The organism is Hydrocarboniphaga effusa AP103 (assembly GCF_000271305.1).
Lineage (GTDB): Bacteria > Pseudomonadota > Gammaproteobacteria > Nevskiales > Nevskiaceae > Hydrocarboniphaga > Hydrocarboniphaga effusa.
In genome coordinates this window covers 378,816-402,466 of the sequence record NZ_AKGD01000004.1, presented here as the reverse complement: position 1 = coordinate 402,466, position 23,651 = coordinate 378,816, and the positions used below count along the sequence as shown (strand labels likewise).

Sequence of the window (23,651 nt, the reverse complement as noted above, 5' to 3'; positions counted from 1 at the left end):
GGGAGCCGGCCCGTGATATCGAAGTGCAAGGCGAAGCGTGGTTCATGGCAGCCCGCTCCCGGCGGCATCGGCCAGCAGATTCGAAGGCAGCGGATAAGCGGTGGCCGCGAATTCGAGCTCCGCCAGGCTGGCCAGATGGCGATAGCGCGCGAGCGCTTCCGCGGATTGCGCATCGGTGAGCGCGCGTCGCGCATCGAAGTATTCGAGCTGCGTCAGCGAGCCGGCCTCGCGCCGCTTGCCGGCGATGCGCAAGGCTTCGTCGGCCGCCGCGCTGCGTGCCTGCGCGGAACGCAAGGCCTGCGCCTGGGTGCTGGCCTCGTCTCGTGCGCGCCGTTGCTCGAGTTCCACCTGCTGGCGCAACTGCTCGCGCTGCTGGCGCAGTTGCTGGCCGGACAACATCGCCTGCGCTTGCCTGGCCTTGCGCGCTCCGCCATCGAACAAGGTCCACGACAGCGTCAGCGAGACCGTGGCCAGATCATCGTCGCGGCCCACGTCGTAGCTGCTGCCTTGCACGCCATAGCGCGCATCGAGGCTCAGCGTGGGCCAGTTTTCGGCGCGCGCGCCTGCGAGGCGTGCGTCGGCCGCCACGATCGACTGCTCGGCCTGGCGCAGCTCGGCGCGCTGGGCCTTTGCGGTTGGGTCGGAATCGAAGCGGGCGCTGTGCGCGAGCAGCTGGTCCGCCTCGGATATTTCGACGCTCACCGGCGAGTCGAGAGTGCGATTGACCAGAAAATTGAGGTAGCGCTGCGCCTGCCTGAGCGTATTGCGCGCTTCGATCAGGCGCTGCTCGGTTTCGAGGCGTTCGGCTTCGGCGCGCAACACCGGCTCTCGCGTGCTGCGCCCGGCCTCGAGCAGCAGGCGGGTGGCGCGCAGGTTCTCGGCGAGGCTGATCTCGGCGGCGCTGAGGTTGTCGATGTCGACTTGTGCGCGCAGCACCGAATAGCAGGCCTGGCGCGTATCGCGCACCAGCGTTCTGGCCAGCACTTCGCGACGTGAATCTGCGGCGCCGGCGTTCGCTGTGCTGGCGCGCAACTGGGCGCGCAGCGCCGGAGCCCACAAAGGCAGGCTCATGCTGAGCGCCGTGTCCTGCTCGCGCTCTCGTTGCAGCATGAAGCGCTGGTTTTCGACAGCAGGGAACGTGGTCGGATCGCCGCTCGCCGCGGTCAGCTCGTTGAGCGTCTCGTAGGCCGGGTTGATCAGGTCGCCGATCGGAAGCTCGATCACGCGGCCGCCTTCGGTGCGCGAGTAGCGCGCCTGCAAGGCCAGGTTGGGCCGCAGCGCCGAGCGCGCCAGATCGATCGCAGCCAGCGCGCTTTCGACCGATGCCGATTCCGCCTGCAGCGACAGATTCGACGCCAGCGAGGCGATCACCCAACTCTCGACGGATTCGGCTCGCGCCGCCGGCATCGCGCACAGCAACCACAGCGACAGCCCGCACCGCAGCGAGGCCCGGAACACCTCAGAAAGTCCGCTGCACGGCAAGGATCAGCGAATACGCGTTGCCGGATTCGAGCAGCGGGCTGTCGGCGAGGTCGCCGGTGTAGCGGCTGTAGCTGGCCATGCCCAGAAAGGTCCAGCGCTCGGCGAACCCGTATCGCAGCTCGACGCCGACCTGAGGCACGAAGCTATCGCCCGGACGATAGAGCGGAGCGCCGCGGTCGACCTCCTTGTCCATCGTGCCGTAGTAGTAGTCGGCCAGGTTCGACGACATCCAGCTGAGGTTGATCGACGGGATGATCATCAAGCGGCGGTTGATCTTGAATGGATACGCATAGCCGAGTTCCACTTCCATGCCATCGCTCGCGCCGGTCACGTCGCCCGAGGCTTCCAGCGTGAAGCGACCGTAGGCGCGCGTGAGGCTCGCCGACAGGCCGAGGTCGACACCGTCCTTGCGATTGGACAGATCGTCGCGATCGATGCCGTTGTCGGCCAGCTCGGAGCGGCCGAAATCCTTGGCGTCGATGCCGTCGAGGCGCGCGGCGGCGAAGGCATCGAGCGACAACACGCCGTCGTCGTACAGATGCGCGCCGCCGCGGATGCCGAAGAAGTAGAAGCGATCGCTTTGATAGGTGATGGCGGGGAACGGAATCAGGCGCATGCCGCGCCCGGCATATGGATTCACCGACATGACGGTGGCCGCGCCGAGTCCCCAGCGGCCCGGCTGCTCGGCTTGGGCGATCGATGGGGACGAAGCCAGTATCGTGAGCAGACAGGCCGGCGAGAGCAGGCGCAGGGCTCGGCGCGGCGAAAGGCGAAAGACGACAGCGGGCTCGAGCATGAAGATCCCTTTCGATGTGGGCCAAATCGGAACTCGATGCGAGTGCGCTCGCATCGGGCCGAGTCAGCTTGAGCGTCGGGACTTAGATCAAACTTAGGCGGGCGCGCCGCGAAACACACCGTTACGCAGCGATGCGCTCAGACGGCTTGCGGATCGAAGCGCAGGCGCGCGACCAGGCCGCGACCGGGACGGTTGTGCAGCTCGATTTGCGCGCCCTGGCGCAGTGCCGCGCCTTGTGCGATGGCCAGGCCCAGGCCGCTGCCTTCGACCCCGGTGCCGAGCACGCGGAAGAAGCGATCGAACACGCGCGGCAGATGCTCGCCCGAGATGCCCGGGCCCTCGTCGAGGATTTCGATGCAGGCCGCGCCGTCCTTGTCGCGCGACAGGCGCAGGTCCACGGTTCCGTTCTGCGGCGAATAGCGCAGCGCGTTGTCGATGAGGTTGTCGATCACGCTGCGTAGCTCGTCGGCCTGGCCCTGCACCACGACGTCGCGTTCGATCTCGCAACCCAGATCGATCTTGCGCGCATCGGCCAGCGGCATCAGCGCGGCGATCGATTCGCGCAACAGGTTCTCGAGCGAAACGGGCTGCGAGACCCGGCGGGTCTTTGCATCGCCGCGGGCCAGCCGCAGCATTTGCTCGACCAGCCGATGTGCGCGCTGCACGCCGCTTTCCATCGCATCGATCCGGGCTTGCCCGGCTTCGGGAATCTCCGCGCGCAGGTTCTGCAATTGCAGCTTGAGCGCGGCCATCGGCGTTCGCAGTTCGTGCGCGGCATCGTGGACGAAGCGCTGCTGCGCCGAAAACGATTGGCGCAGGCGCGCGAGCAAGGAATTGATGGATTGCACGAGCGGACGGATCTCGTCGGGCACGCCGGTCAGCGGCAAGGCGGACAGGTTGCGTTCGTCCTGCGCGGCGGCGGCTTCCGACACGCGTTCGAGCGGCCTCAGGCTGGCGCGAATCACCAGCCAGATCAGGTAACTCGACAGCGGAATCAGCAGCAAGGGATAGATCAGCGTCTTGTTCGAGAACTCGAAGATCACGTGGCGGCGGAAGCTCATGCGCTGCAAGCACTGCAGCACGCCCGAATCGGAGCGCAGCGTGTAGACCAGCCATTGGTCCTTGCCATGCTTGACCGTGGCGTGGCCGGTGGGCAGGTCGGCAAACAGCGGCAGGCCGGGTTCGGATGCGTCGAGCAGGCGACCGTCGGGGCTCCACAGCAACATCGAATAGCCGGATTCCTTCTCGTCGACGGCTTTGAGCGAGCTCGCGTGATCGGCGCCTTCGTTGAGGCGGGCGAACGATTCCATCTGCCCGTCCATGAAGCTGTGCACCATGTCGGCCGCGTTGAGCCAGCTCAGCGCCGTGATCAGCACCCCCACGAGCACGTAGGCCGGCAGCAGCCAGCGCAGCAGGTGCTGGCGCAGGGAGGTGGGCCGGCCCAGGTATCGGCGGAATCGGCGGTATCGGCGCAAGGATTCGGTCATGTGAGCGTTCTTAGCCCGGAGCCACGCGCCAGCCCAGGCCGCGCACGTTGAGGATCAGCGCATTGCCGAAGCGCCGGCGCAGCCCATGAATGAGCACTTCGACGGCATTGCTGTTGACCTCGTCTTTCCAGCCATAGATGCGCTCTTCGAGCTGGTTGCGCGACAGGATGGCGCCGGGCCTTTCGAGCAGCGCATGCAGCAGGGCGAACTCGCGTGCGGTCAGTGCATGGGCGCCGGTGTCGTCGATCAGCTCGCGGCTCGCGAGGTCGAGCTTGAGTGCCGCGGTGCCGATGCGCGACTGCGCGTGGCCTCCGCGGCGGCGCAGGATCGCGCGCAGGCGCGCCTGCAGCTCGCGCAGATCGAAGGGTTTGGTCAGATAGTCATCCGCTCCCACATCGAGCCCGGCGACGCGATCGTCGATGCCGTCTCTCGCGGTCAGCACGAGCACGGGCAGGGTGCTGCCGTCCCTGCGCGCCTGGCGCAGTATCTCCAGACCATCTCGTCCGGGCAGCCCGAGGTCGAGCACTACGAGGTCGTAGCCTTGTCTCAGCGCTTCCTGTGCCTGCAGGCCATCGGTCATCCAATCGACCGTCATGCCATCGCGCGTCAAGGCTTGGCGTAGGCCTTCGCCGATCATGTAATCGTCTTCGATCAGCAGGATGCGCATGAGGGGATGATCGCGGTCTGGGTTTTGGCGTGTCCAGAGGCCAGGCTGGCCAGGGCGCCAAACCTTGTCAGCCCAGACTTAGGGCACGCTTAGAAGTGCGAGGCCCGCGCCCGCAAGCAATCGGCTCGGGACGCAGTGTCGGCCGATCTCCGACTTCGCCCACCATGGGCACAAGCGGTTCAGCCGCATGCAAGCGGCGCACAAGAAACTAGCCCCGTCCGCTGACCCGTGCGGACATCTCTCAAGCCCCCACGAGAGTTAAGGCCCGTCTCTCCCCCCGAGCGGGCCTTTCTTTTTGCCGCAACCTAGCCGCGTCTCGGCGCGCTGTCCGAGGTGGACCGATCGGTCAACGGAGCTGCTTTCGAAGACCCGTCGCAAGCGGGGATCACACCCGCCCGGTGCGATGGAAGAACTGCGAGCACGCCTGCGGCGGGAAGCGAATCGTGGTGGATCGGATCGAAGTGAATCAGACCGAACGATTCGGGCCGAAGCCCATGCGAATCACGTTGACCGGCTTGCGAGGCGTCAGCAGGAAATGTTCGCGTTGCTGGCGCAGCCGGACGAAGCGGCCGACGGCCAGGCCGGCGACGACGAGGAAGGAGGCGAGTACCAGGGTGGTCATTCGGCCTTTCTCAGGCGGCCAGCGGCATCATCGAGCGCATCGGCGCCCGGCACCAGACCCGGTCCAAGCGTCTCCACTCCTGGCCGCAGGCCGCGCAGGCGTAGAGCGGGGACTCGGATTCGAGATCGGCGTCGAGCCTCTCGAGCAGGATGGGAACGTGCACAAGACCCTTGCTCAGAGCGTTGCAGCTGGCGCAGTGAGTGCTCATTCCTGGGCTCCGCAATCTTCGTTTCGATGACCGGCCGAGATTACGGGCAGAAAAATGAATGCGCGATTGACTGATCGGGCTATGCCGAACCTGAGACCAGGCCAACAAAAAAGGCGCCGCGCCCTTTGCAAGGAGCGGCGCCGCGGGCCCTGCAAAACGCGGAGGTCTACTCGAAGACGAAGCTGTCGATCGGCAGCTTGGTCAGCGACTTGCTCGGCTTGATCATCGAGGTCGCATGGCCCTTGGCGCGCGGCAGCAGATGGTCGAAGTAGAAGCGCGCGGTGGCGATCTTGGCCTTGTAGAACTCCTTGGATTCGCTGCCGCCGTGCACCAGCTTGTTGCCCGCGATCTGCGCCTGCAGCGCCCAGAAGTAGGCCATCATCACGTAGCCCGAATACATCAAAAAGTGATGGCTCGCGGCCGACACCGCATCGCGGTCCTTGCGCGCCGTGAGCATGATGCGCATGGTCAGCACGTTCCACTCGGCCGCGTACCTGGCGAGCGCCGTCGCATAGCTGCGCAGCTTGGCGTTGCGCATGTTGTCGACCGCGAACTTGGCGATCAGCGCGGTGAACTCACGCACCGCACCGCCGCGCGTCATGATCAGCACCTTGCGGCCGAGCAGGTCGAGCGCCTGGATGCCGGTGGTGCCTTCGTACAGCGTGGCGATGCGCGCATCGCGCGCGATCTGCTCCATGCCGTGTTCCTTGATGTAGCCGTGGCCGCCGAAAACCTGGATGCCCTGGTTCGCGGCTTCGAGGCCCATTTCGGTCAAAAAGCCCTTCATGATCGGCGTGAAGAAGCCGAGCTTGTCGTCCCACTTCTTGTACTTCTTCTGGTCGCCTTCGATGATCCCGTTGGTCATGTGATCGGCGAACTGGGCCGCGTAGTAGATCATCGCGCGGCCGCCTTCGGCGAAGGCCTTCTGCGTGAGCAGCATGCGGCGCACGTCGGCGTGGTGGATGATCGCGTCGGCGACCTTGTCGGGCTCCTTCTTGCCCGACAGCGCCCGCATCGAGCGGCGCTCCTTGGCGTAGCGCAGCGCACCCTGGAACGACAGCTCGGCGTGGCAGACGCCCTGGATCGCGGTGCCGATGCGCGCGGTGTTCATGAACGTGAACATGGCTTCGAGGCCCTTGTTCGGCTCGGCGATCATCCAGGCCTTCGAGTCTTCGAAGTTGATGACGGCGGTGGCCGAGGCCTTGATGCCCATCTTGTGTTCGAGGGCGCTGCAGACCACGTGGTTGAACTCGCCGGCCGAGCCGTCCGCCGCCGGCAAGAACTTCGGAATGATGAACAGCGAAATGCCGCGCGTGCCGGCCGGCGCGTCGGGCAGGCGGGCCAGCACCACGTGGACGATGTTCTCGGCCATGTCGTGCTCACCGGCCGAGATGAAGATCTTGGTGCCGGTGACCTTGTAGCTGCCGTCGGACTGCGGTTCGGCGCGCGTCTTCACCTGGCCCAGGTCGGTGCCGCACTGCGGCTCGGTGAGGCACATGGTGCCGGTCCAGCGGCCTTCGGTGAGCGCCGGCATGTAAGCGGTCTTCAGCTCGTCGGACGCGTGCTGCAGGATCGTGTTCATGGCGCCGAGCGAGAGGCCCGGATACATGCCGAACGACCAGTTGGCGGTGCCGACCATCTCGGTCTTCATGAGGCCCAGCGACATCGGCATGCCCTGGCCGCCGTATTCGGTGGGGTGCGACAGGCCCTGCCAGCCACCGGCGACCCACTGCTCGTAAGCCTCCTTGAAGCCCTTGGGCGTGGTGACCTTGCCGGCTTCGAAGCGGCAGCCTTCCTCGTCGCCCGAGAGGTTCAGCGGAGACAGCACTTCCTCGGCGTACTTGGCGCACTCGTCGAGGATGGCGTTGACGGTATCCGGGTCCGCGTCCTTGCCGTTCGGCAGCCCGGCGTAGTGCGCCGGATAGTCGAAGACCTCGTTGAGCAGGAAACGGATGTCGCGAAGCGGGGCTTTGTAGGCGGGCATGTGGGCGACCTTGAATCTAGGAAAACGAAGAGGCGGCGATTGTCATGAGCGAGCCGGCCGCTGAAATTGGCCGTGGCGCAGCGGCATATGGTCGCTGCGTGGTCGCTCGGGATACAGCAGCGTATGGAGCACCGGCCGGCTGGCGATGAGGGCGAATCTCGGGTGGCGCAAGCCGGAAGATGACGAAAGTTTCATCTGTCGGAGCAGGTCGTCACGATGCTCCATGGCCTGGTTCGATGCCGCCGGTCGGTACAAAAAAAGTAGTACGGAGCCCTTTCGCCATCGACAGAAAGGATCAACGCAGTCCTCCACTGGGACGGACGTCCCGAAGACGGTGACGCGTGGTGTGCGCGCGCGATCCGGGGTGGTGTCAGGCGCGGCAGACAAGGTTATTTCCGGAGAATGCCCATCACGCCGCCCGCCATCAGGGCCGTTACGTCCAGGATGATGGCCGGCAGCGCGACGCCGCCGGGAGATGCCAGGTACAGGGGTACCCATGACGGCCTGAACTTGGCCTTGTATTGGCGCAGCCCCTGAAAGTTGTAGAAGTGCTCGCCATGGCGGTAGAGGAAGGCTCCGACTTTCGACCACACGGTGGCGTCATGGCCGAATCCCGATAGCGGCGCCATGCCGAAGTTGAACCATTGATAGCTCTCGCGCTGACCCCAGAGCATCAGCTCGGTAAAAAGGAGATCCATCGTCCGTGGCGGAGCATCGGCTGCGTGGCGCATGAGGTCGACCGACAGCTCGTACTTGCCCTTGCCGCACCAGAGGTTCGCGAAGCCGACGATCGTGCCTCGGTATCGCACCACCGCAAGCGGAAACTGCGCGAGGTAGGCCGCATCGAACGAGGCGTTGGAAAACCCTTTCTCGCGGGTGTTCTTGGTCGAGAGCCAAGACTCCGAAACGCGCGCGAGTTCGGGTATCAGCGCCGGCACCGCAGCTGCGGGCAGAATGTCGAAGCAACAGCCTTGCGCGGGCAGGCTCGCGTGAGCCTGTCGCAGCGTCTTGAACGTCGCCCCGTTCAGCGAGAACGAGCGCAGGTCGACGCGCGCTTCCTCGCCGAGCGGCGTCGCCACGAGGCCCAGCTCCCGATAGACCGGTAGCCAGAAGGCGCGCGCCTCGAAGATCACCGGCCAGCCGTCGTAGCGGTCGACCAGATCGCGGAAGCGCCACAGCAGTTCGCGGCCCTTCGAGCGCGGGCCCACGGGATCGCCCATCGCAATCCAGCTGCGTCCCTGCCGGCCGTACATCAGGAAGGCGCGGCCGTCGTCGCTGAACAGCAGCGCCTTGTCGCCACGCAATGCCAGATAGCCATGGGTGCTCACCGCAAGCTGCGCGATGCGCCCGGCCCGTGCGATGACCTCTGGCCCCGGCAGTGGCGCGACTTCCGGCATCGGCCGCAGCAGGCGGGCGACGGCGACGGCGACCGCGACCACTGCGGCGCCGACCGTCGCCCGCAACGCTCGCGGCGCCTCGGCGCGCAATGCAAATTCCCACCAGCTCTGCTGCGCGTAGTGACCTTGCCGGAAGGCGAAGTACCAGAGGGCCAGCGAGCCGATCAGGACAGAGGCGATCGAAATCACCCAGCTGCGCGATAGCGGCGTGTCGAATATCGAGGCGCGCCGGTTGAAGCGCTTGCGGGCCGCCAGCAGCGCGATCAGCACCCCCGCCAGCACCAGCGCCTCCTCATAGTCCAGGCCCTTGGCCAGCGACATCACGATGCCGACGCCAAGCAGTAGTGCAACCAGGACATAGGCCGCATCCACGCGTCGCTGGAGGCCGCGCGCCAGCAGCAGCAGAACGACGCCGACCAGGCTGGCGAGGAAATCGGAGAGCTCGATCAGGGGATGCGGCAGGAAGCGATGGAGCATGGCCAGCCGCCCCAGAGCGGTCGGCGTAGCGCCCGAGAACAGCAGCACGGTGCCTGCCGCGAACGTCGCCAGTGCCAGGAGCTGCGGAACCAGGTTGCGGGTCCGGCCGGTCAACGTCGCAGACGCGTTCCAGCCAGCCGAGCCGTTGCGAAGGACACGCACCGCCAGCCACGTGGCCGCCAGCGCCAGCGGAAGCACGTAGTAGAGGAGACGGAACACCACGAGCGCGGCGACCACGGACGATACCGGCAGTCGGTCACGCAGCTGCATCAGCAGGACTGTTTCGAACACGCCCAGCCCGCCGGGCACCTGGCTCACGACACCCGCCGCGAGGGCGAGCATGAACATCGACAGGAACTCGTCAAACGGCAGTGGTGACGGCAACAGGATCCACAGCGTGGCCGACATCGTCAGCAGGTCCAGCGTGGCCACGCCCAACTGCCCGAGCGTCAGCTGCAGCGACGGCAACGCCAGCTGTACGCCGCGCACGCGTACGCGCACTTTGCCGCTCGCCGCCAGGGTGACGTAGCAGGCAAGCAGGGCCAGCAGTGCAAAACCCAACGGCCGCGTCGTGCTCCAGGGCAGAGGCAACCAGCCGGGCAGCGGCAGGGGCCATAGCATGAACGCTGCACCGCCGACCCAGACGCAGCCCAGCACGAAGCCCAGGCTGCAGAAGGTCGCAATGGCTGCGACCAGACCCGCACCGAAGCCGTAGGATCGGTAGACCCAGTAGCGAACCGAAGCGCCGGCGATCAGGGTGTAGCCGATGTTGTTGCCCAGCGCATAGCCGAGCAATGAAGCCGGTACGACCTGGCTCAGCCGAAGGCGGCGGCCGACGAAAGCGAGTGCGAGCACGTCGTACAGAATCAGCACCGCGTACGCGACTGCGGCAACCAGCACAGCGAGCAGGATCGTACCGATCGGCAGCAGGCGAATCGCGCTTCCGATCTGCACGTAGCCCTCACGCCCGAGCCCATCGTCGAGCAGCCAGACCGCAATGCCCAGGAACACCAAAGCCATCAGCGGACCGGCGATCGCCGCGATCCGTCGAAGCGGACTTTTCTCAGAAACCGGCGACATCGCGGCACCGCCAGCGGCGCAGGCAAGCGGATCCGGTTGTGATTGGCGGCATGGCGTTCAGCGGGCAAGGCCCGGATACAGGTAGGCCGCCAGTGCGAGCAGCAGACCGAAGGTGACCACGGTCACGCCGAGACTCGTGCCGTAGGAGTACGTGCTGATGCCGCCGACGACCATGGTGCCGCGCAGCGCGTCCACGAGATAGGTCAGCGGGTTGACCTGCGCGACCGCCCGGAGCCAGCCCGGCATCACTTCCAGCGGATAAATCGCGTTGGACGTGAAGAACAGCGGCATGGTGAGCAACTGCCCGACGCCCATGAAGCGCTCGCGCGTCTTGACGATGCACGCGATCACCAGCGAGAACGTCGCGAACAGGCATGAGCCAAACAGCACGCCGGCGCCCACCGCCAGCATCGGCAGGAGTTCCCAGCGGATGTCGACGTGCAAGGCGATGGCGACGGCGTAAACCATGGCGGCCTGTACCAGCCCGCGGCAGCCGGCGGCCATCGCCTTGCCGAGCACCAGAGCGCTGCGACGCGCAGGCGTGACCAGCAGCTTGTGGACGATACCGAGGTCGCGCTCCCAGACGACGGCGATGCCGTAGAAGACGCTGCTGAACAGGATGCTCTGCGCAAGAATCCCGGGTGCCAGGTAGTCGAGATAACGCATGTCGCCGATGGGCATGCCGCGCACCTGGCTGAAGGCGTGGCCGAAGATCACCAGCCACAGGATCGGCTGTACCGCGCGCGACACCAGCTCGGCCGGTTCTCGCGCCAGCTTGCGCAGCTCGGCGTCCGCGACCGCTGCGCTGTCGGATATCCAGCCGATCAAGGCCGACTTCATCCGAGCCCCCGTGCGCGGCGGCTGTCGCGGACATCGCGATAGCGGCCACCCGGTTCCAGCGCCGCGCCGCTGAAGTGCGCGAATACATCGTCCAGCGTGGCCCCGGAGCCGGCTGCGGCTTTCAGCGCGGCCGGAGCGCCGATGGCGGCGAGGCGGCCACGATGCAGGATCGCCAGCTCGTCGCACAGCGCCCCGGCTTCTTCCATGTCGTGCGTCGTGATCAGGATCGTCACGCCATGCTCACGTTGGAGCTGCTCCAAGCGGGCCCAAACGGTGTGGCGCGCCACCGGATCGAGTCCGAGCGTCGGCTCATCCAGGAACAGCAGTTCCGGGGAATGCAGTGTGGCCTGCGCGATCTCCAGGCGCCGGATCATGCCGCCGGAGTAGGTGCGCACGAGCTGCCTTGCCACCGCATCGAGATTGGCGAATGCCAGTGCCTCCTTCACGCGCGCATCGAGCAAGGCACCGTGCAAACCGTGCAGCCTTGCTGACAGCTTGAGATTCTCGATCGCGGTCAGCGCACCGTCCGCGGACAGCAGTTGCGGCACGTACCCGATGCGCCGACGCACCTCGACGGGCGCCGCTGCGACGTCGAAGCCGGCGACGGTTGCCGAGCCGGCCGACGGCTCCAGCAAGGTGGTCAGGATTTTGATCGTGGTGGTCTTGCCCGCGCCGTTGGGTCCGAGCAGGCCGAAGATGCGCCCACGTGCGATCTTGAGATCGAGCCGGTCGAGCGCGCGAATGCCGGCGAATTGCCGCGTCAGCGCCCGCGTTACGATCGCGGCGTTCGAATCGGGATTTGCGGGGCGCTCGGGCATTCAGACCATCTCACGGAAGTTGAATCAGATCCGGCCGGACCACGCGCAGCAGCGTCAGCTCGGGTTCGGTTCCGAACCGCACCGGCGGACCCCAGGTACCCGTGCCCGAGCTCACGTACACCCACATCCGCCCCTGCCGCGAAAGCCCGGCGACGTGCGGCGCGTGCACCCAGCGGACTGCCAGTGTCCATGGGAAGAACTGGCCGGCGTGCGTGTGGCCGGACAGCTGGAGATCGAACCCGACCTGCTCGGCCTGCGGTGCCAGCTTCGGGTTATGGGCCAGCAGCAGGCGAAAGGCCGCTCCCGCCCCAGGCACGGCCGCAAGTTCCGGCCGCGGGCCTTGCTCGCGGTCGAAGAGCGAGGCCGCAGGATCGAGCACTCCGCCCACCACCAGGGTCGCGTTGCCGCGAGCGACGATCTCGGCTTCGTTGAGCAGCACGCACAGGCCCAGGCTCCGGAAATGCTCGGTCCATGCCTGCGCGCCGGCGTAATAGTCGTGATTGCCCAGCACCGCGAACACGCGCCCGGCCGGCGCGAGCTGCGCCAGCGGTGCGATCGCCGACCTCAGCCGGGCGACGGGTCCGTCCACCAGATCGCCGGTCAATGCCACCAGATCCGCATTCAGCGCGTTGCTCATGTGGACGACGCGTCGCACATAAGCGCGACCCACCGTGGGGCCTACGTGAAGATCCGAGATCAGCGCGATCTTGAGGCCGTGCAAATCCGGAGGAAGACCGGCTACGGGAACGTCGATGTGGCGCAGCTTCGGTCCGCGCAGCGCAGCGAGCATCCCGCCGCCCAGCGCGAGCATGGAGCCGGCCAGTACCGCATCGGCGCCCCAGGATGAGAGCGCCTGCCGCAGGGCCGGCAGATGGAACCCGGCGGCCGCAAGCAGTGCGCCGTCACGCAACAGGCTGAGCAACACCGCGAAGTTGAGCCAGCCCATGGAGAGATAGCTCAGGACATGCAGCGCTTCGTCCATCGCGGTCACCGGCTCGCGCTCGCAAATCCAGTAGATCACCGGCACCGCCCAGATCGCCGCCAACGGCACGATCAGCGCCAGACGTCCGAGCAGGCCGGTCGTCAGGCGCCACGCAAGATAGGCGTACAGCACGGCGACGATCGCGCTCAGCGCCAGCACGAAGGGACTCAGCAGCGGCCGGGGGTTTTTCAATGGAGGTCCACTCGCCCGGCCCACCGACTGCGCGGCCGTCAATTCAGAAGGGCCATCAATCGGATTTCGGCCTGTGGATTTGCGACTCGAGATTGGCCTTGACCTGGCGCGCGTCGAAAGCCTGCGGATTGGTCGCCGGTCTTTCGCCCCTGAACATCACGATATCGGCCTGGGCATCGAACTCGGTGACCGGGTACGAAGTCGTGCCGATGTCGAACGCCGATTGAGGCAGCCAGTAGTAGCCGAAACCGGTGGAAAAGGTTTGGTAATAGCGTGTGTCGGCGGTGGTCGATCGCTCGTCCGTCACGAAGTAATCGTAGCCGTTGGCAAGCGTCAGCTCCGCCGCGTGGTAGAGCAGATAGGTTTCCACCGTGCTGCGCGAAGTGGACGAGTTGCCGGCGAAGTGGATGCTGAAACGATTGGACTCGATTCGCTGATCGCCATAGCCCTCGCCGTGACGAAACGGCTGATAGGGCGTCGCCGTGGAGCAGCCGACGATGCTCACCGCACCAAGGACGGTTGCCATCCAGCACATGCGCGCACGATGACGAGTATTCAAGAGCCGAGGCATGCAGAATCTCCAGGGTTGAGCGGAACGCCGGTGCCTTGGGCGACCGCGCCCCGCATCTTCGATTCACTTGGGTGTTTGTCCGACGTCCTCGAGCGCGTGCTCGAGCGACTTGATGCCCTTGGCCGGATGTGATTCGCACAGCTTTTCGCCGTGCCCGGCCTTCTTCTTTGCGGCCGTGAGTCAGTCGGCCGCAACATGGGACACATCGGCGGCGTGAAACTGCCTTGCGAGACGCTCGCAGCGCTGTGTTTCCGTTTCGGCGGCGAACGGCGCCGCGGCGGTGAAAAGTGCAACCAGGGACAGCGAACCGACCGTGATGCGTTTCATCGGCGAATTCTCCCAAGAAGAATGCAGCTCCATTTGTTTTTCAATTTGTCTTCGTCGGGGTGCCGCTGCATTGATCTGGATCAACCGTGTCGGATATGGCTGCAGGTCGAGCGAAGTCATTGCAGCGTCGCGGCGTGCCGTCGTCCGCCCCGGCCCCACCGTACGACCTCTCCAGCCTGCCGGTCGGCAGTAGAGGGTTTGGGTTCCATGCGGTTCGACGGCAAACTCGCGCGCCTGAGACCGCCGCGATCGGAGCGATGCAGAACAGACACCGAAGCCATCGGTCGGGCCGCTACGGGGCCCGGCCATCACCACGCAGCAGCATGCGGCGGATGCTGGCCTCCTGCCTGGGCCTGCTGGTCTCGCTGACGGCGTTGCCGCAATCGATGGCGGCGGATGCGCAGGCGAGCCCGGCGCCCATGCCGGCGCCCTATCTGTTCGAGACCTACGGTCGCGCGCAGGGTCTCGCGAACCCGAACGTGTTCTCGCTGTTGCAGGACCGCGAAGGCTTTCTCTGGGTCGGCACCCAGCGCGGGCTCTACCGTTTCGAGGGCACCCGCTTTCGCCATTTCGCCGATGCCCAGGGGCGTTCGGAGCAGGGCGGTGACGGCAATCTCATGGGCGCGCTGCTGCAGGACCGGGCGGGGCGCATCTGGGTCGGCACGCAATCCGGGCTCTACGTCGTCGAGGGCGATGGCCTGGCGGCGGTGAACGGCGAGGATGGTCGTCCGCTGTCGCTCAACGCCACCACGTCGACGCTCGCCGAATCACCCGACGGCCGCCTGCTCGTGGTCGCGGTCAGCAAGCTCCTGCAAGTGCACAGCGGCCCCGGCGGCTGGCGCGCGGAAGCTTACGCACCGGACGATCCCGCTCACCGGCTCGAAACCGGCACGCAGATTCGCAGCGTCGGCACCGATGCGGACGGAACCGTCTGGATCGGCTGCGCGGCGCAGTTGTGCGAACTCGCCGAGGGCAGCCTGCGCGTCTGGGACGAGAGCGCGGGTGTCCCGAACACCGAGTGGTATCGCTACGCCGTCGATGGCGACGGTACGTTCTGGGCGATGAGTCTCGAGCACATCATCGCCCTGCCCAAGGGCGCGACGCGCTTCGAAGACCGCACGCCCGGCGTGCCGATGCTCGCGGGTGCGCACATCTTCGTGCTGGCGCCCGATGCCCAGGGACGCATGCGCACGAGTCTCGGCAGCGGCATCGCCGTCTGGCGCGACGGAAAGTGGAACGAGCAGACGGCCAGCGACGGCTTGCCGGAGCCACCCGTGATCGCGATGCTCGCCGCGGCCGACGACTCGAGCTGGTACGGCGTCGCCGGTTCCGGGCTTCTGCGCAGGCTCGGCGACGATCGCTGGCGTCATCTGCGGCCGGCCGACGGCCTGCAGAACGGCATGGTCTGGTCGATGGCGGACGACTTGCTCGGCCGCACCTGGATCGCCACGCATCTGGGCGTCGATCTCTACGATCCGCGCGCGGGGCAGGGTGAAAGAGCGCTGGCGCCTTGGGCCGAAGGCGCCAGGCTCGGCGTCGGCAGCGTGCAGTACGTACGCCGCGATCGGCAGGGCCGCATGTGGCTGGCGGGCAACGATGGCCAGATCCTCGTGCACGATCCGCGCAGCGGTGCGACGCAGCGCGGCAAAGTCACCGACAGCATCAACGATCTGCTCGTCGATGCGGCCGATCGCGTCTGGATCGCGACGTACGAAGGCGTCAGCCGCGTGTCGATGGGCGATGGCGAGCTGCGCATCGAGCGCGTGCATGCGAAGGATCGCGGCTATCGCCAGCTCATGAGCGATGGGCGCAGTGTCGTCGCGGTGGCCGATCGCGAACTCCTGCGCGTCGGCGAGCAAGGCGCGAGCCGGCTGCCCTATGCGCCAGCGCAGGAAGCGCCCGCGTTCGGCTACGGCGACATGACGCGCGACGGGGCGCTGTGGCTCGTCGACTCGGCGCGCGGCGGGCTCGTACGCTTGAGCGACATCCAGAGCACGAAGCCCGAGTTCATCGCGTTTCCGGCACTTGCGAAAGACACCGCCGCGTTTCTGAGCAGCGACCGGCAGGATCGCATCTGGATCGGCACCGACAGCGGCGTGATCGTCTACGACCATGGCCGCTGGCACCGGCTCGCACACGGTGACGGATTGGTCTGGGACGATTGCGACTCGGGCGCGTTCTACGTCGGCGACGACGGCAGCATCACCATCGGCACGAGCAACGGACTCACGCGGCTGTACGACGTCGGCCCCTTGCTCGCCGAATTGAAGGCTCCACGAGCGAGCATCATCGAGAAGCATTGGAACGGCGGCCCGATCACGATCGACCGGGACGGTCGCGGCCTCGCCACGAGCGGTCGCCGCAACGAGCTCACGATGCAGTTCGCTGCCTGGCCGCTCGGGTCCGCGCGGCAGATGCTGTTCCGCTACCGCCTGCTCGGCGTCGATGAAGACTGGATCGAATCGCAGCACGCCGACGTGCGCTATCCCAAGCTGCCGTGGGGCGATTACCGCTTCGAGCTGCAGGCTTTCGACCCGCAGCGCCAGCTGAGCTCCGAGACGGTCGAGTTCGATTTCAGCGTGCCGCCGAGCTGGTGGCAGCGCAGGCCGGTGATCGCGCTGCTGCTGTTGCTCGTCGCGGGCTCGATCGCCATTGCCATGCGCGCACTCATGAACTGGCGCGAGCGGCGCCTGATCGCGCAGCACCAGCACCTCGAAAAGATCGTCGAAGAGCGCACGCGCGAGCTCGAACGCGACAAGCAGGCGCTCATCGAGGCGCGCGAAGACCTGCGCATCCTCGCCGCGCGCGATGGCCTGACGGGCTTGCTCAACCGCACCGCCATCTTCAACCGCCTGCAATCCGAACTCGATGCGGGCGCGCGCAACGGCAGGCGCACCGCGGCGGTGCTGATCGACATCGATCACTTCAAATCGATCAACGACAACCACGGACATCCGGTCGGCGACGAAGTGTTGCGCGAAGTCGCGGCGAGGCTGGCGGGCGCGGTGCGCTCGGATGATGGAGTCGGCCGTTACGGCGGCGAGGAATTCCTCGTCGTATTGAGCAACTTCGGTTCCGGCGCGGACGAGCGCATCAAGCGGCTCATGAACGCCCTGCGCAGCCGCCCGATCACGTTCAGCGGCGGCTCGCTGTCGATCACGAGCAGCGCCGGCGTGGCCTGGGCAGAGGGCGAAGGCGTGGACATCGCGGCGCTGATCAATCGGGCCGACCAGGCCTTGTATGCGGCCAAGCGAGGCGGGCGAGATCGGGTGGAGATGGCGGAAAGCGGGGAGACGGGGAACGAGAGACGGGAGACGTAGAAGCGGCAGCCGGAGTGAAATCGCTTGCGCGGCGCGCCGGCCGTGTTTTTCCCGTTTGCGTCTCCCGTCTCCCGTCTCCCGTCTCCCGTCTCCCGGCAGTTGTCAGACCAATCGCCCGAGTCGATGCGCCGCTGGCACGATGCGGCGCATCGTGGCCGCATAAAACTCCAAGACGCGGCCGGCCTGGGGAGACAGCATGGTTTGGCAGCAGATTTACGACCCTTTCGGCAGCATGTGGATGTCCAGCCTGCTCGCCGCGCTGCCGGTGGTGGTCATGCTCGCCGGGCTCGGCCTGTTTCACCTGAAGGCGCACATCGCGGCGGCAGCGGGTCTGGTTACGGCGCTACTGGTGGCCGTGTTCGTCTACGGCATGCCAGCCGGAATGGCGGCGAACGCGGCGTTTCTCGGTGCATTGATGGGCATGCTGCCGATCGGCTGGATCGTGCTCAACATCATCTTCCTGCATCAGCTCACCGATCAGAACGGCAGCTTCAAGGTGTTGCAGGATTCGATCGCGGGCATCACCGAAGACCGGCGCTTGCAGCTGCTGCTGATCGCGTTCGCGTTCGGCGCCTTCTTCGAGGGCGCGGCCGGTTTCGGAACGCCGGTCGCGGTGACGGCCTCGATCCTGATCGGCCTGGGTTTCTCGCCGCTCGCCGCGTCCGGCCTGAGCCTGATCGCGAACACCGCGCCGGTGGCCTTCGGCGCGCTCGGCTCGCCGATCATCACGCTGTCGAAAGTGCACGGCTACGACCTCATGGAGGTCTCGTCGATGATCGGACGCCAGCTGCCGTTCTTCTCGCTGCTGGTTCCGTTCTGGTTGATCTGGGCTTTCGCCGGACGCAAGGCGATGCTCGAAATCTGGCCGGCGCTGCTCGTCACCGGCGGCAGCTTCGCGATCATGCAGTTCCTCGTTTCGAACTACATCGGCCCCGAACTCGTCGACGTGATCGCCGCGGTGGTATCGATGTTCAGCCTCGTCGCGTTTCTGCGCGTCTGGCAACCGCGGCGGATCTACCGATCGGTTTCGCTCAAGGGCCGGCCGCACGATGAAACAGCCGTCGTGCCGAATGCCGCACCGACGCTGCACTCGCGCTCGGCGGTGATCCGCGCCTGGACGCCGTGGGCGATTCTCACGGTGTTCGTCTTCATTTGGGGTTTGCCGCCCGTGAAGGCCTTCTTCGACGGCTGGTACGCGCCCAAGCTCGTCATCGCCGGGCTGCACGAACTTGTCGAGAAGATGCCGCCCGTGGTGACGACGCCGCACAAGGAGTCGGCTATCTACACATTGAGCCTGCTGTCCGCGACCGGCACCGGCATCCTGCTCGCGGCGATCGTCGGTGGGCTGGTCATGCGCTATCGGCCTGCCGCGCTGGTGACCACGTTCGCGCAGACCTTCTGGCGCGTGCGCTATTCGCTGCTGACCATCGTGCTGATGCTCGCGCTCGGCTCGCTCACGCGCTTTTCGGGCACCGACACCACGCTCGGTCTCGCGTTCGCCAACACCGGCTGGCTGTATCCGTTCTTCGGCACGCTGATGGGCTGGCTCGGCGTGGCGCTGACGGGCTCGGACACCGCGTCGAACGTGCTGTTCGGCGGCATGCAGAAAGTGGCGGCCGAGCAGCTCGGCCTGTCACCGAACCTGATGGGCGCGGCGAACAGCTCGGGCGGCGTGATGGGCAAGATGATCGACGCGCAGTCGATCGTCGTCGCCTCCACCGCCACGCGCTGGTTCAACCACGAAGGCGAGATCCTGCGCTATGTGTTCTTCCACTCGATCGCGCTGGCCTGCCTCGTCGGCCTGTTCGTGACGCTGCAGGCTTATGTGTTCCCGTTTACGGAGATGGTGGTGCGGTGAGGCTGGGAGACGGTGAACGGGAGACGCAGAATCAAAGCCTCGCCGAAGCTGCGCGCAAGTGAGTAGGTAGCAACGTTCGCTGCTACGTCTCCCGTTCACCGTCTCCCGGCTTCTAACGCACCACCAGCTGCGTATCGCCGCGATCCGGCACTTCCTCGCGCCAGCGCACCGAGCCCGAGGGGCGATCGAGCCAGCGGCGGATGCGGATCGGCTCGATGCCGATGTGCATCTGGTTGGCACGTTGCTGGATGGCGGTTTCTTCGAGCGTGCGGCGGCCGCGCAGGCGCAGGTAATCGTCCCAGGTGGGGCAGCGGTAGCGCTCCGACCAGGTCCACGGGTCGGCGATCTCGCGCGAGAGCGACCAGTCGTAGGCCCCGTTGCGGTTGCGGATGCGCTGGATCTCGCGCATGAGGTTGTAGAAGTCGCGTGCCTTGTCGGGATCGATGCGGTACTGCACCTCGATGCTGATCGGTCCGCTGCGGCCGCTGATGCCGAGTTTGACGTCGGGCTCGGCGAGCTGGCTGTCGTCCGCTTCGGGCGAAGCGTTGCGATCGGCGATGCGCAGCACCACGCCGAGGAAAGGAGACAGCACCAGCAGCACGGCGGCGATCTGCATCGCAGTAGCGACGCCGAAGTCGAGCGTGAACAGGCCCCAGAGATAAGAGCCCAGGGCCACGCCGAGCGCGACCGAGGCATGCAGCGTGGCGACCGCCCGGCCGACGACCCAGCGCGGAACGAACAGCTGCAAGGCGATGCCGATGACGGTGACGAGCACCATCCAGCTGATGCCGGCCACGAACAGGATCATGCAGCTCAGCAGCATGTGGCCGCTCAGCGAGAGCAGCGCCAGGCAAATCCCGAGCGCGCAGCAGCCACCGCGCACCACGAGCTCGTTGCCGAAGCGCGAGCGCAGCGGTTGCAGCACGAAGATGCCCGATACCGCGCCGATGCCGAAGCAGCCGAGCAGGATGCCGTAGGTCTGCGCGCCGCCGCCGAGCAGATCGCGCGCCATCAGCGGCATCAGTGCCTGCAGGGCGGAGCCGATGAAGCAGACCAGAAAGCCGCGCAGCACGGCCTGTCGCACCGGCTGCATGTGAACGATGTAGCGCAGACCCGAATGCACCGAGCGCAACAAGCCTTCGGGTGGCAGGCGCGACACTTCGACGACACGCTTCCAGCGGCTCAGCGCGAACAGGATCGGCAGGAAGCACAGCGCGTTGACGCCGAACGCGAAGGTGGCCCCGAGCGCGGCGACCAGAATCCCGCCCATGGCCGGGCCGAGGCTGCGGGCCACGTTGTAGCTGACACCGTTGAGCCCGACCGCCTGCGGCAGCAGATGGCGTGGCACCTGTTCGCCGACCGACGATTGCCAGGCCGGGCCGAAGAAGGCGGCGCCGGTTCCGATCAAAAAGCAGAAGCCGAGCAGCGCCGAGGGCGTCATCCAGCCGAGCATCGAAGCCAGTGTCATCAGCGTGGCGCCGACCAGCGAGACGGTGAGCGAGGCGATCTGCACCTTGCGGCGGTCGTACATGTCCGAGATCGCGCCGGCCAGGATCGCGAACAGGGCCATCGGCAGGAAGGTGGCGGTCTGGACGAGGGCGACGCGATCGGGCGTGGACATTTCGGCCATCAGCCAGGCCGAGCCGACGATCTGGATCAGGCTACCGGTGTTGGCCACCATGCTCGCGAGCCAGATGTTGCGGTAGGTCGGAACGCTCAGCGGTGCGAAGGTACCGTGGGCAGCCGTCATCGATACGGCCTCTTGGTCGGGAGCCCAGGACCGACTCGCAGTCGGGCTGCGCGCCTGGGGCGCATGGGCGTCATCTGGATGCGGGTGTTCACTGCCGGTCATTCTACCCGGTAGTGCACGGTTTAAAGCCCGTCCCGATGGCGGGGGTGGATGCCTGCCAAACGGTGGGCCGCAGGTACCTGGGCGTGGATCGCGGCCGTATTCGCGGATGAACGCCCGAGCCCGGAACTGGTCTTGCGGCGAAGCCGGCCAGCCCGGAGTCGTCACGTTCGCGCTGGTCCCGGCGCTGATCGGCATGGGGTTGGGCCAGGCGCTGCGCAACCGAATCGGACCCCCAGCATTTCCAGCGCTACTTTTTGCTGTTCCTCATGCCGTGCGGGATGGAGCGGGCCTGGTGGTCGCTTCGCTGAGCCCGCCGAGGCCCATTTCGATCAGCGGGCGTTTGTCGGCGTCGCATTGCGCGAGATGTGCGAGCTCGCGCTGCAGGCGCTCGGCCCGATCCGCATTGGCAAGCTCGAGCAATTCGAGGCGGGCAAGCCATTCTCCGGGGAAGCGCTGCAGCGCATTCTCGATCGGCTGCAGATCGGACGAAGCCGGGGCGCCGCGCTCCCGCAAAGCGCGCAGATCGGCGTAGATCGCGTCGAGCTGGCGATCGGTTGGGCTGGGCTGGGCCGGCTCGCGCGTCGTCGTGTCGAAGGCTTCGGTATCCGCCAGGCTTTCGCGATCGGCCGGTCCGCCGCAAACCGAGACGATGGCTTCGCCGACACCGAGGTCGTAGCGCCCCCAATGAGGTTCGAACAGGCGCTCGCCGGCCAGGCCCGTCACCGTGCAGTCGCTGAAGCTGAAGATCAGGTTGCGACCGCTCTCGCGCCGCAGGCTGTCGAGCCGGCCTTGCACGCGGATGCCCGACAGATAGTCGAGCCGCACGTTCCGTCCGACCGCGATGCCGAGCGACTTGAGTTCGTCGACCGAATAGTCCGACAGGCAGCGCGGCAGGCCCTGCAGTCGCCCGACCGGCGAGCCGTAGCCCTCGGCATGCGTTTCGACGCCGTGGCCGACGAGCTCGCGACCTTGAAAGGCGAGCTGCGTGGGGCCGCGCGTGCCGAGGTAGATCGCGTTGCCGATCGCGTCGGTGAGCACGCGATCGAACACGCCGCCGACTTCCAGCCCCGAGTTGTAGCGAGCCGTGCAGACGGAGCCGCTGTCGATCGCAACGCGTAGCGACTCGGCTCCGCCTTTGCGAAAGCACATGCCTTGCGCGAACACTTCGAGCACCTGCGTCAGGTGCTGGCAGCTGCGCGCGACGAACAGCTGCGGCTGCGGACGCGTGATGTCGTACGGCGTGTTCACGGCCTCGACGGTCAGCGGGAGCTTGCGCACGGCGCCGTCGTCGAGACAGCTGCGGCTTTCGCCGAGCGAAGACAGCAGGCCGGCACCGAACAGCTTGTAATCGGCCACATCGCCGACCAGCCCGTATTCGATCGTCCACCATTGCAGGCGCGCGAGCCTGGCGGCTTCGGACGAATGATCGTTGGCCGCGAGTGCCGCATCGAGCCCGGCCTGGGCGTTCGCGAGCTCGGCATCGCTCGCGTTGCGCGCTTCCTTGAGCGCGGACAGCGCGCGTATCGCGAGAAACACGGCGTGATCGGCCTGCGTCGAGATCGCCTTCATGCTGATCTCGCCGAAGCGCTGCAGATACTCCGCGTAGTCGACGTCGACGATGAAGGGTGCATGCCCGGCGGATTCGTGGACGATGTCGGGCGCCGGCGTGTAGAGAATGTTGTCGATGCTGCGCATGTCCATCGCGATGGCGAGGATGCGCCGCATCTGGAACTCCGAGAACACGCTGGTCGGAATGTAGCCGTCGACGACGAGCGCCGACCAGCCCAGCGGTTCGAGGCAGCGATTCATCTCGTCGATGGATGGAATGCGGTCGAGGCGGATGCCGGTCTTCTTCAGGCCTTCGAAATACACCGGGTGCGCCGAGTGCTCGAGCGAGCGCGTGAGCTGACGCATGATGAAACGCCAGACCGCGTGATCGCGCGCGGTGTAGCGCGCGTAATCCTGCACGCAGGCGTAAGGCCTCAGGTGACGCGGCAGGCGGGCGATGATCTGGGCTTGCGTGGGCATGGCGTCAGGGCCGCGCCGGGAACCGAGAAGGATGCGTATCGACGAAGGCCGGCAGGGCCATGCAGCGGTCGTCGATCTCGCGCAGGATCGGGTAGGGCTTCATGTCGACGTCGAAGCGTCGTGCGTTGACGATTTGCGGAACCAGGAAGATGTCGGCCACGGTCGGCTGGTCGCCGAAGCAGAACGCGCCGCGCCGCGATGAAGCCGACAGGCGCTGCTCGAGCGCATCGAATCCCCGCGCGATCCAGTGTGCCGACCAGTCCTTGCGCTGTGCTTCGTCCAGGCCGAGACCGTCGCGCAGCTGGTTCAGCACGCCGAGATTCTGCAGCGGATGGATTTCGCAGCCGATCGACAGCGCGATCTGGCGAACCCAGGCGCGATCGGCCGCGTTCGTGCGCGGCAGCAGCGGAGCCTGCGGATGCGTCTCGTCGAGGTACTCGATGATCGCGAGCGACTGCGTGATCAGCGTTCCGTCGTCGTCCAGTACGGGCACGAGCCTGGCCGGGTTCTTTTCGGCGAAGCCCGGCGCGAGCTGATCGTGGCGACTCAGGTCGATCAGGTGGCTGCGGTAGTCCAGCCCCTTGAGCGCGAGCGCGATGCGCACGCGATACGAGGCCGAGCTGCGGATGTGGTGGTAGAGCGTCAGCGTGTGGGCCAATCTCG

Annotated in this window: 18 protein-coding genes; 2 read left to right on the top strand and 16 right to left on the bottom strand. The window is 66.5% G+C overall.

From position 1 onward, the window contains the following. Positions 1-42 precede the first annotated feature (42 nt). The 13 genes from WQQ_RS21175 to WQQ_RS24555 all read right to left on the bottom strand — a co-directional run bounded on the left by WQQ_RS21175 (position 43) and on the right by WQQ_RS24555 (position 14,050). A complete protein-coding gene (locus WQQ_RS21175; RefSeq protein ID WP_040455281.1) occupies positions 43-1,458 on the bottom strand; it encodes a TolC family protein in 1,416 nt (471 codons plus the stop codon). 1 nt (position 1,459) lies between these two features. Further along, a complete protein-coding gene (locus WQQ_RS21170) occupies positions 1,460-2,278 on the bottom strand; it encodes a MipA/OmpV family protein (protein WP_007187312.1) in 819 nt (272 codons plus the stop codon). 137 nt (positions 2,279-2,415) lie between these two features. Next, a complete protein-coding gene (locus WQQ_RS21165; protein ID WP_007187311.1) occupies positions 2,416-3,765 on the bottom strand; it encodes an ATP-binding protein in 1,350 nt (449 codons plus the stop codon). A 10-nt stretch (positions 3,766-3,775) separates the two neighbouring features. After that, complete coding sequence (locus tag WQQ_RS21160; protein WP_007187310.1) at positions 3,776-4,432, bottom strand: response regulator; 657 nt, start codon at positions 4,430-4,432, stop codon at positions 3,776-3,778. A gap of 466 nt (positions 4,433-4,898) precedes the next feature. Beyond that, positions 4,899-5,054, bottom strand: a complete 156-nt coding sequence (locus tag WQQ_RS24560) for a hypothetical protein (protein WP_007187309.1) — start codon at positions 5,052-5,054, stop codon at positions 4,899-4,901. A gap of 10 nt (positions 5,055-5,064) precedes the next feature. Then, positions 5,065-5,262 (bottom strand): hypothetical protein, encoded by a 198-nt coding sequence (locus WQQ_RS21155; protein WP_040455280.1) that lies wholly within the window; start codon positions 5,260-5,262, stop codon positions 5,065-5,067. A 166-nt stretch (positions 5,263-5,428) separates the two neighbouring features. After that, positions 5,429-7,246 carry an acyl-CoA dehydrogenase C-terminal domain-containing protein gene (locus tag WQQ_RS21150; protein WP_007187307.1) on the bottom strand — a complete coding sequence of 606 codons (1,818 nt, stop codon included), beginning with the start codon at positions 7,244-7,246 and terminating at the stop codon, positions 5,429-5,431. Positions 7,247-7,635: 389 nt separating this feature from the next. Continuing rightward, a complete protein-coding gene (mprF, locus tag WQQ_RS21145; protein ID WP_007187306.1) occupies positions 7,636-10,200 on the bottom strand; it encodes a bifunctional lysylphosphatidylglycerol flippase/synthetase MprF in 2,565 nt (854 codons plus the stop codon). A gap of 57 nt (positions 10,201-10,257) precedes the next feature. After that, the gene (locus tag WQQ_RS21140; protein ID WP_007187305.1) at positions 10,258-11,040 is read right to left on the bottom strand and encodes an ABC transporter permease; all 783 of its coding nucleotides are present in this window, start codon (positions 11,038-11,040) and stop codon (positions 10,258-10,260) included. Next, positions 11,037-11,858 carry an ATP-binding cassette domain-containing protein gene (locus tag WQQ_RS21135; protein WP_007187304.1) on the bottom strand — a complete coding sequence of 274 codons (822 nt, stop codon included), beginning with the start codon at positions 11,856-11,858 and terminating at the stop codon, positions 11,037-11,039. The genes WQQ_RS21140 and WQQ_RS21135 overlap by 4 nt, the downstream gene beginning before the upstream one ends. Positions 11,859-11,868: 10 nt before the next feature. Then, the gene (locus WQQ_RS21130; RefSeq protein WP_157534830.1) at positions 11,869-13,032 is read right to left on the bottom strand and encodes a metallophosphoesterase; all 1,164 of its coding nucleotides are present in this window, start codon (positions 13,030-13,032) and stop codon (positions 11,869-11,871) included. A gap of 55 nt (positions 13,033-13,087) precedes the next feature. Then, positions 13,088-13,558 (bottom strand): CC0125/CC1285 family lipoprotein, encoded by a 471-nt coding sequence (locus WQQ_RS21125; RefSeq protein ID WP_192813010.1) that lies wholly within the window; start codon positions 13,556-13,558, stop codon positions 13,088-13,090. 225 nt (positions 13,559-13,783) lie between these two features. Continuing rightward, complete coding sequence (locus WQQ_RS24555; protein ID WP_157534829.1) at positions 13,784-14,050, bottom strand: hypothetical protein; 267 nt, start codon at positions 14,048-14,050, stop codon at positions 13,784-13,786. Positions 14,051-14,262: 212 nt separating this feature from the next. Between WQQ_RS24555 and WQQ_RS21120 the strand changes: the two genes are divergently transcribed. Together WQQ_RS21120 and WQQ_RS21115 are read left to right on the top strand one after the other, a co-directional pair. Further along, entirely contained in the window at positions 14,263-17,250 is a 2,988-nt protein-coding gene (locus WQQ_RS21120; protein WP_007187300.1) for a ligand-binding sensor domain-containing diguanylate cyclase, read from the top strand. 196 nt (positions 17,251-17,446) lie between these two features. Next, positions 17,447-19,108 carry an L-lactate permease gene (locus WQQ_RS21115; protein ID WP_007187299.1) on the top strand — a complete coding sequence of 554 codons (1,662 nt, stop codon included), beginning with the start codon at positions 17,447-17,449 and terminating at the stop codon, positions 19,106-19,108. Positions 19,109-19,220: 112 nt separating this feature from the next. On the opposite strand, the gene WQQ_RS21110 is transcribed toward WQQ_RS21115, so the two are convergent. From WQQ_RS21110 to maiA, 3 genes are all read right to left on the bottom strand, one after another. Then, a complete protein-coding gene (locus WQQ_RS21110) occupies positions 19,221-20,858 on the bottom strand; it encodes an MFS transporter (RefSeq protein WP_007187297.1) in 1,638 nt (545 codons plus the stop codon). A gap of 366 nt (positions 20,859-21,224) precedes the next feature. Continuing rightward, complete coding sequence (locus WQQ_RS21105) at positions 21,225-22,988, bottom strand: aromatic amino acid hydroxylase (protein WP_007187296.1); 1,764 nt, start codon at positions 22,986-22,988, stop codon at positions 21,225-21,227. A gap of 4 nt (positions 22,989-22,992) precedes the next feature. Beyond that, positions 22,993-23,646, bottom strand: coding sequence for a maleylacetoacetate isomerase (gene maiA, locus WQQ_RS21100; protein ID WP_007187295.1), 654 nt, complete (start codon positions 23,644-23,646; stop codon positions 22,993-22,995). Positions 23,647-23,651 lie beyond the last annotated feature (5 nt).

Coding starts and splice junctions, on each gene's coding strand:
- WQQ_RS21170 (WP_007187312.1), bottom strand. CDS start 2,278: ATGCTCGAGCCCGCTGTCGTCTTTCGCCTTTCGCCGCGCCGAGCCCTG.
- WQQ_RS21165 (WP_007187311.1), bottom strand. CDS start 3,765: ATGACCGAATCCTTGCGCCGATACCGCCGATTCCGCCGATACCTGGGC.
- WQQ_RS21160 (WP_007187310.1), bottom strand. CDS start 4,432: ATGCGCATCCTGCTGATCGAAGACGATTACATGATCGGCGAAGGCCTA.
- WQQ_RS24560 (WP_007187309.1), bottom strand. CDS start 5,054: ATGACCACCCTGGTACTCGCCTCCTTCCTCGTCGTCGCCGGCCTGGCC.
- WQQ_RS21155 (WP_040455280.1), bottom strand. CDS start 5,262: ATGAGCACTCACTGCGCCAGCTGCAACGCTCTGAGCAAGGGTCTTGTG.
- WQQ_RS21150 (WP_007187307.1), bottom strand. CDS start 7,246: ATGCCCGCCTACAAAGCCCCGCTTCGCGACATCCGTTTCCTGCTCAAC.
- mprF (WP_007187306.1), bottom strand. CDS start 10,200: ATGTCGCCGGTTTCTGAGAAAAGTCCGCTTCGACGGATCGCGGCGATC.
- WQQ_RS21140 (WP_007187305.1), bottom strand. CDS start 11,040: ATGAAGTCGGCCTTGATCGGCTGGATATCCGACAGCGCAGCGGTCGCG.
- WQQ_RS21135 (WP_007187304.1), bottom strand. CDS start 11,858: ATGCCCGAGCGCCCCGCAAATCCCGATTCGAACGCCGCGATCGTAACG.
- WQQ_RS21125 (WP_192813010.1), bottom strand. CDS start 13,558: ATGGCAACCGTCCTTGGTGCGGTGAGCATCGTCGGCTGCTCCACGGCG.
- WQQ_RS24555 (WP_157534829.1), bottom strand. CDS start 14,050: ATGACTTCGCTCGACCTGCAGCCATATCCGACACGGTTGATCCAGATC.
- WQQ_RS21120 (WP_007187300.1), top strand. CDS start 14,263: ATGCTGGCCTCCTGCCTGGGCCTGCTGGTCTCGCTGACGGCGTTGCCG.
- WQQ_RS21115 (WP_007187299.1), top strand. CDS start 17,447: ATGGTTTGGCAGCAGATTTACGACCCTTTCGGCAGCATGTGGATGTCC.
- WQQ_RS21110 (WP_007187297.1), bottom strand. CDS start 20,858: ATGACGGCTGCCCACGGTACCTTCGCACCGCTGAGCGTTCCGACCTAC.
- WQQ_RS21105 (WP_007187296.1), bottom strand. CDS start 22,988: ATGCCCACGCAAGCCCAGATCATCGCCCGCCTGCCGCGTCACCTGAGG.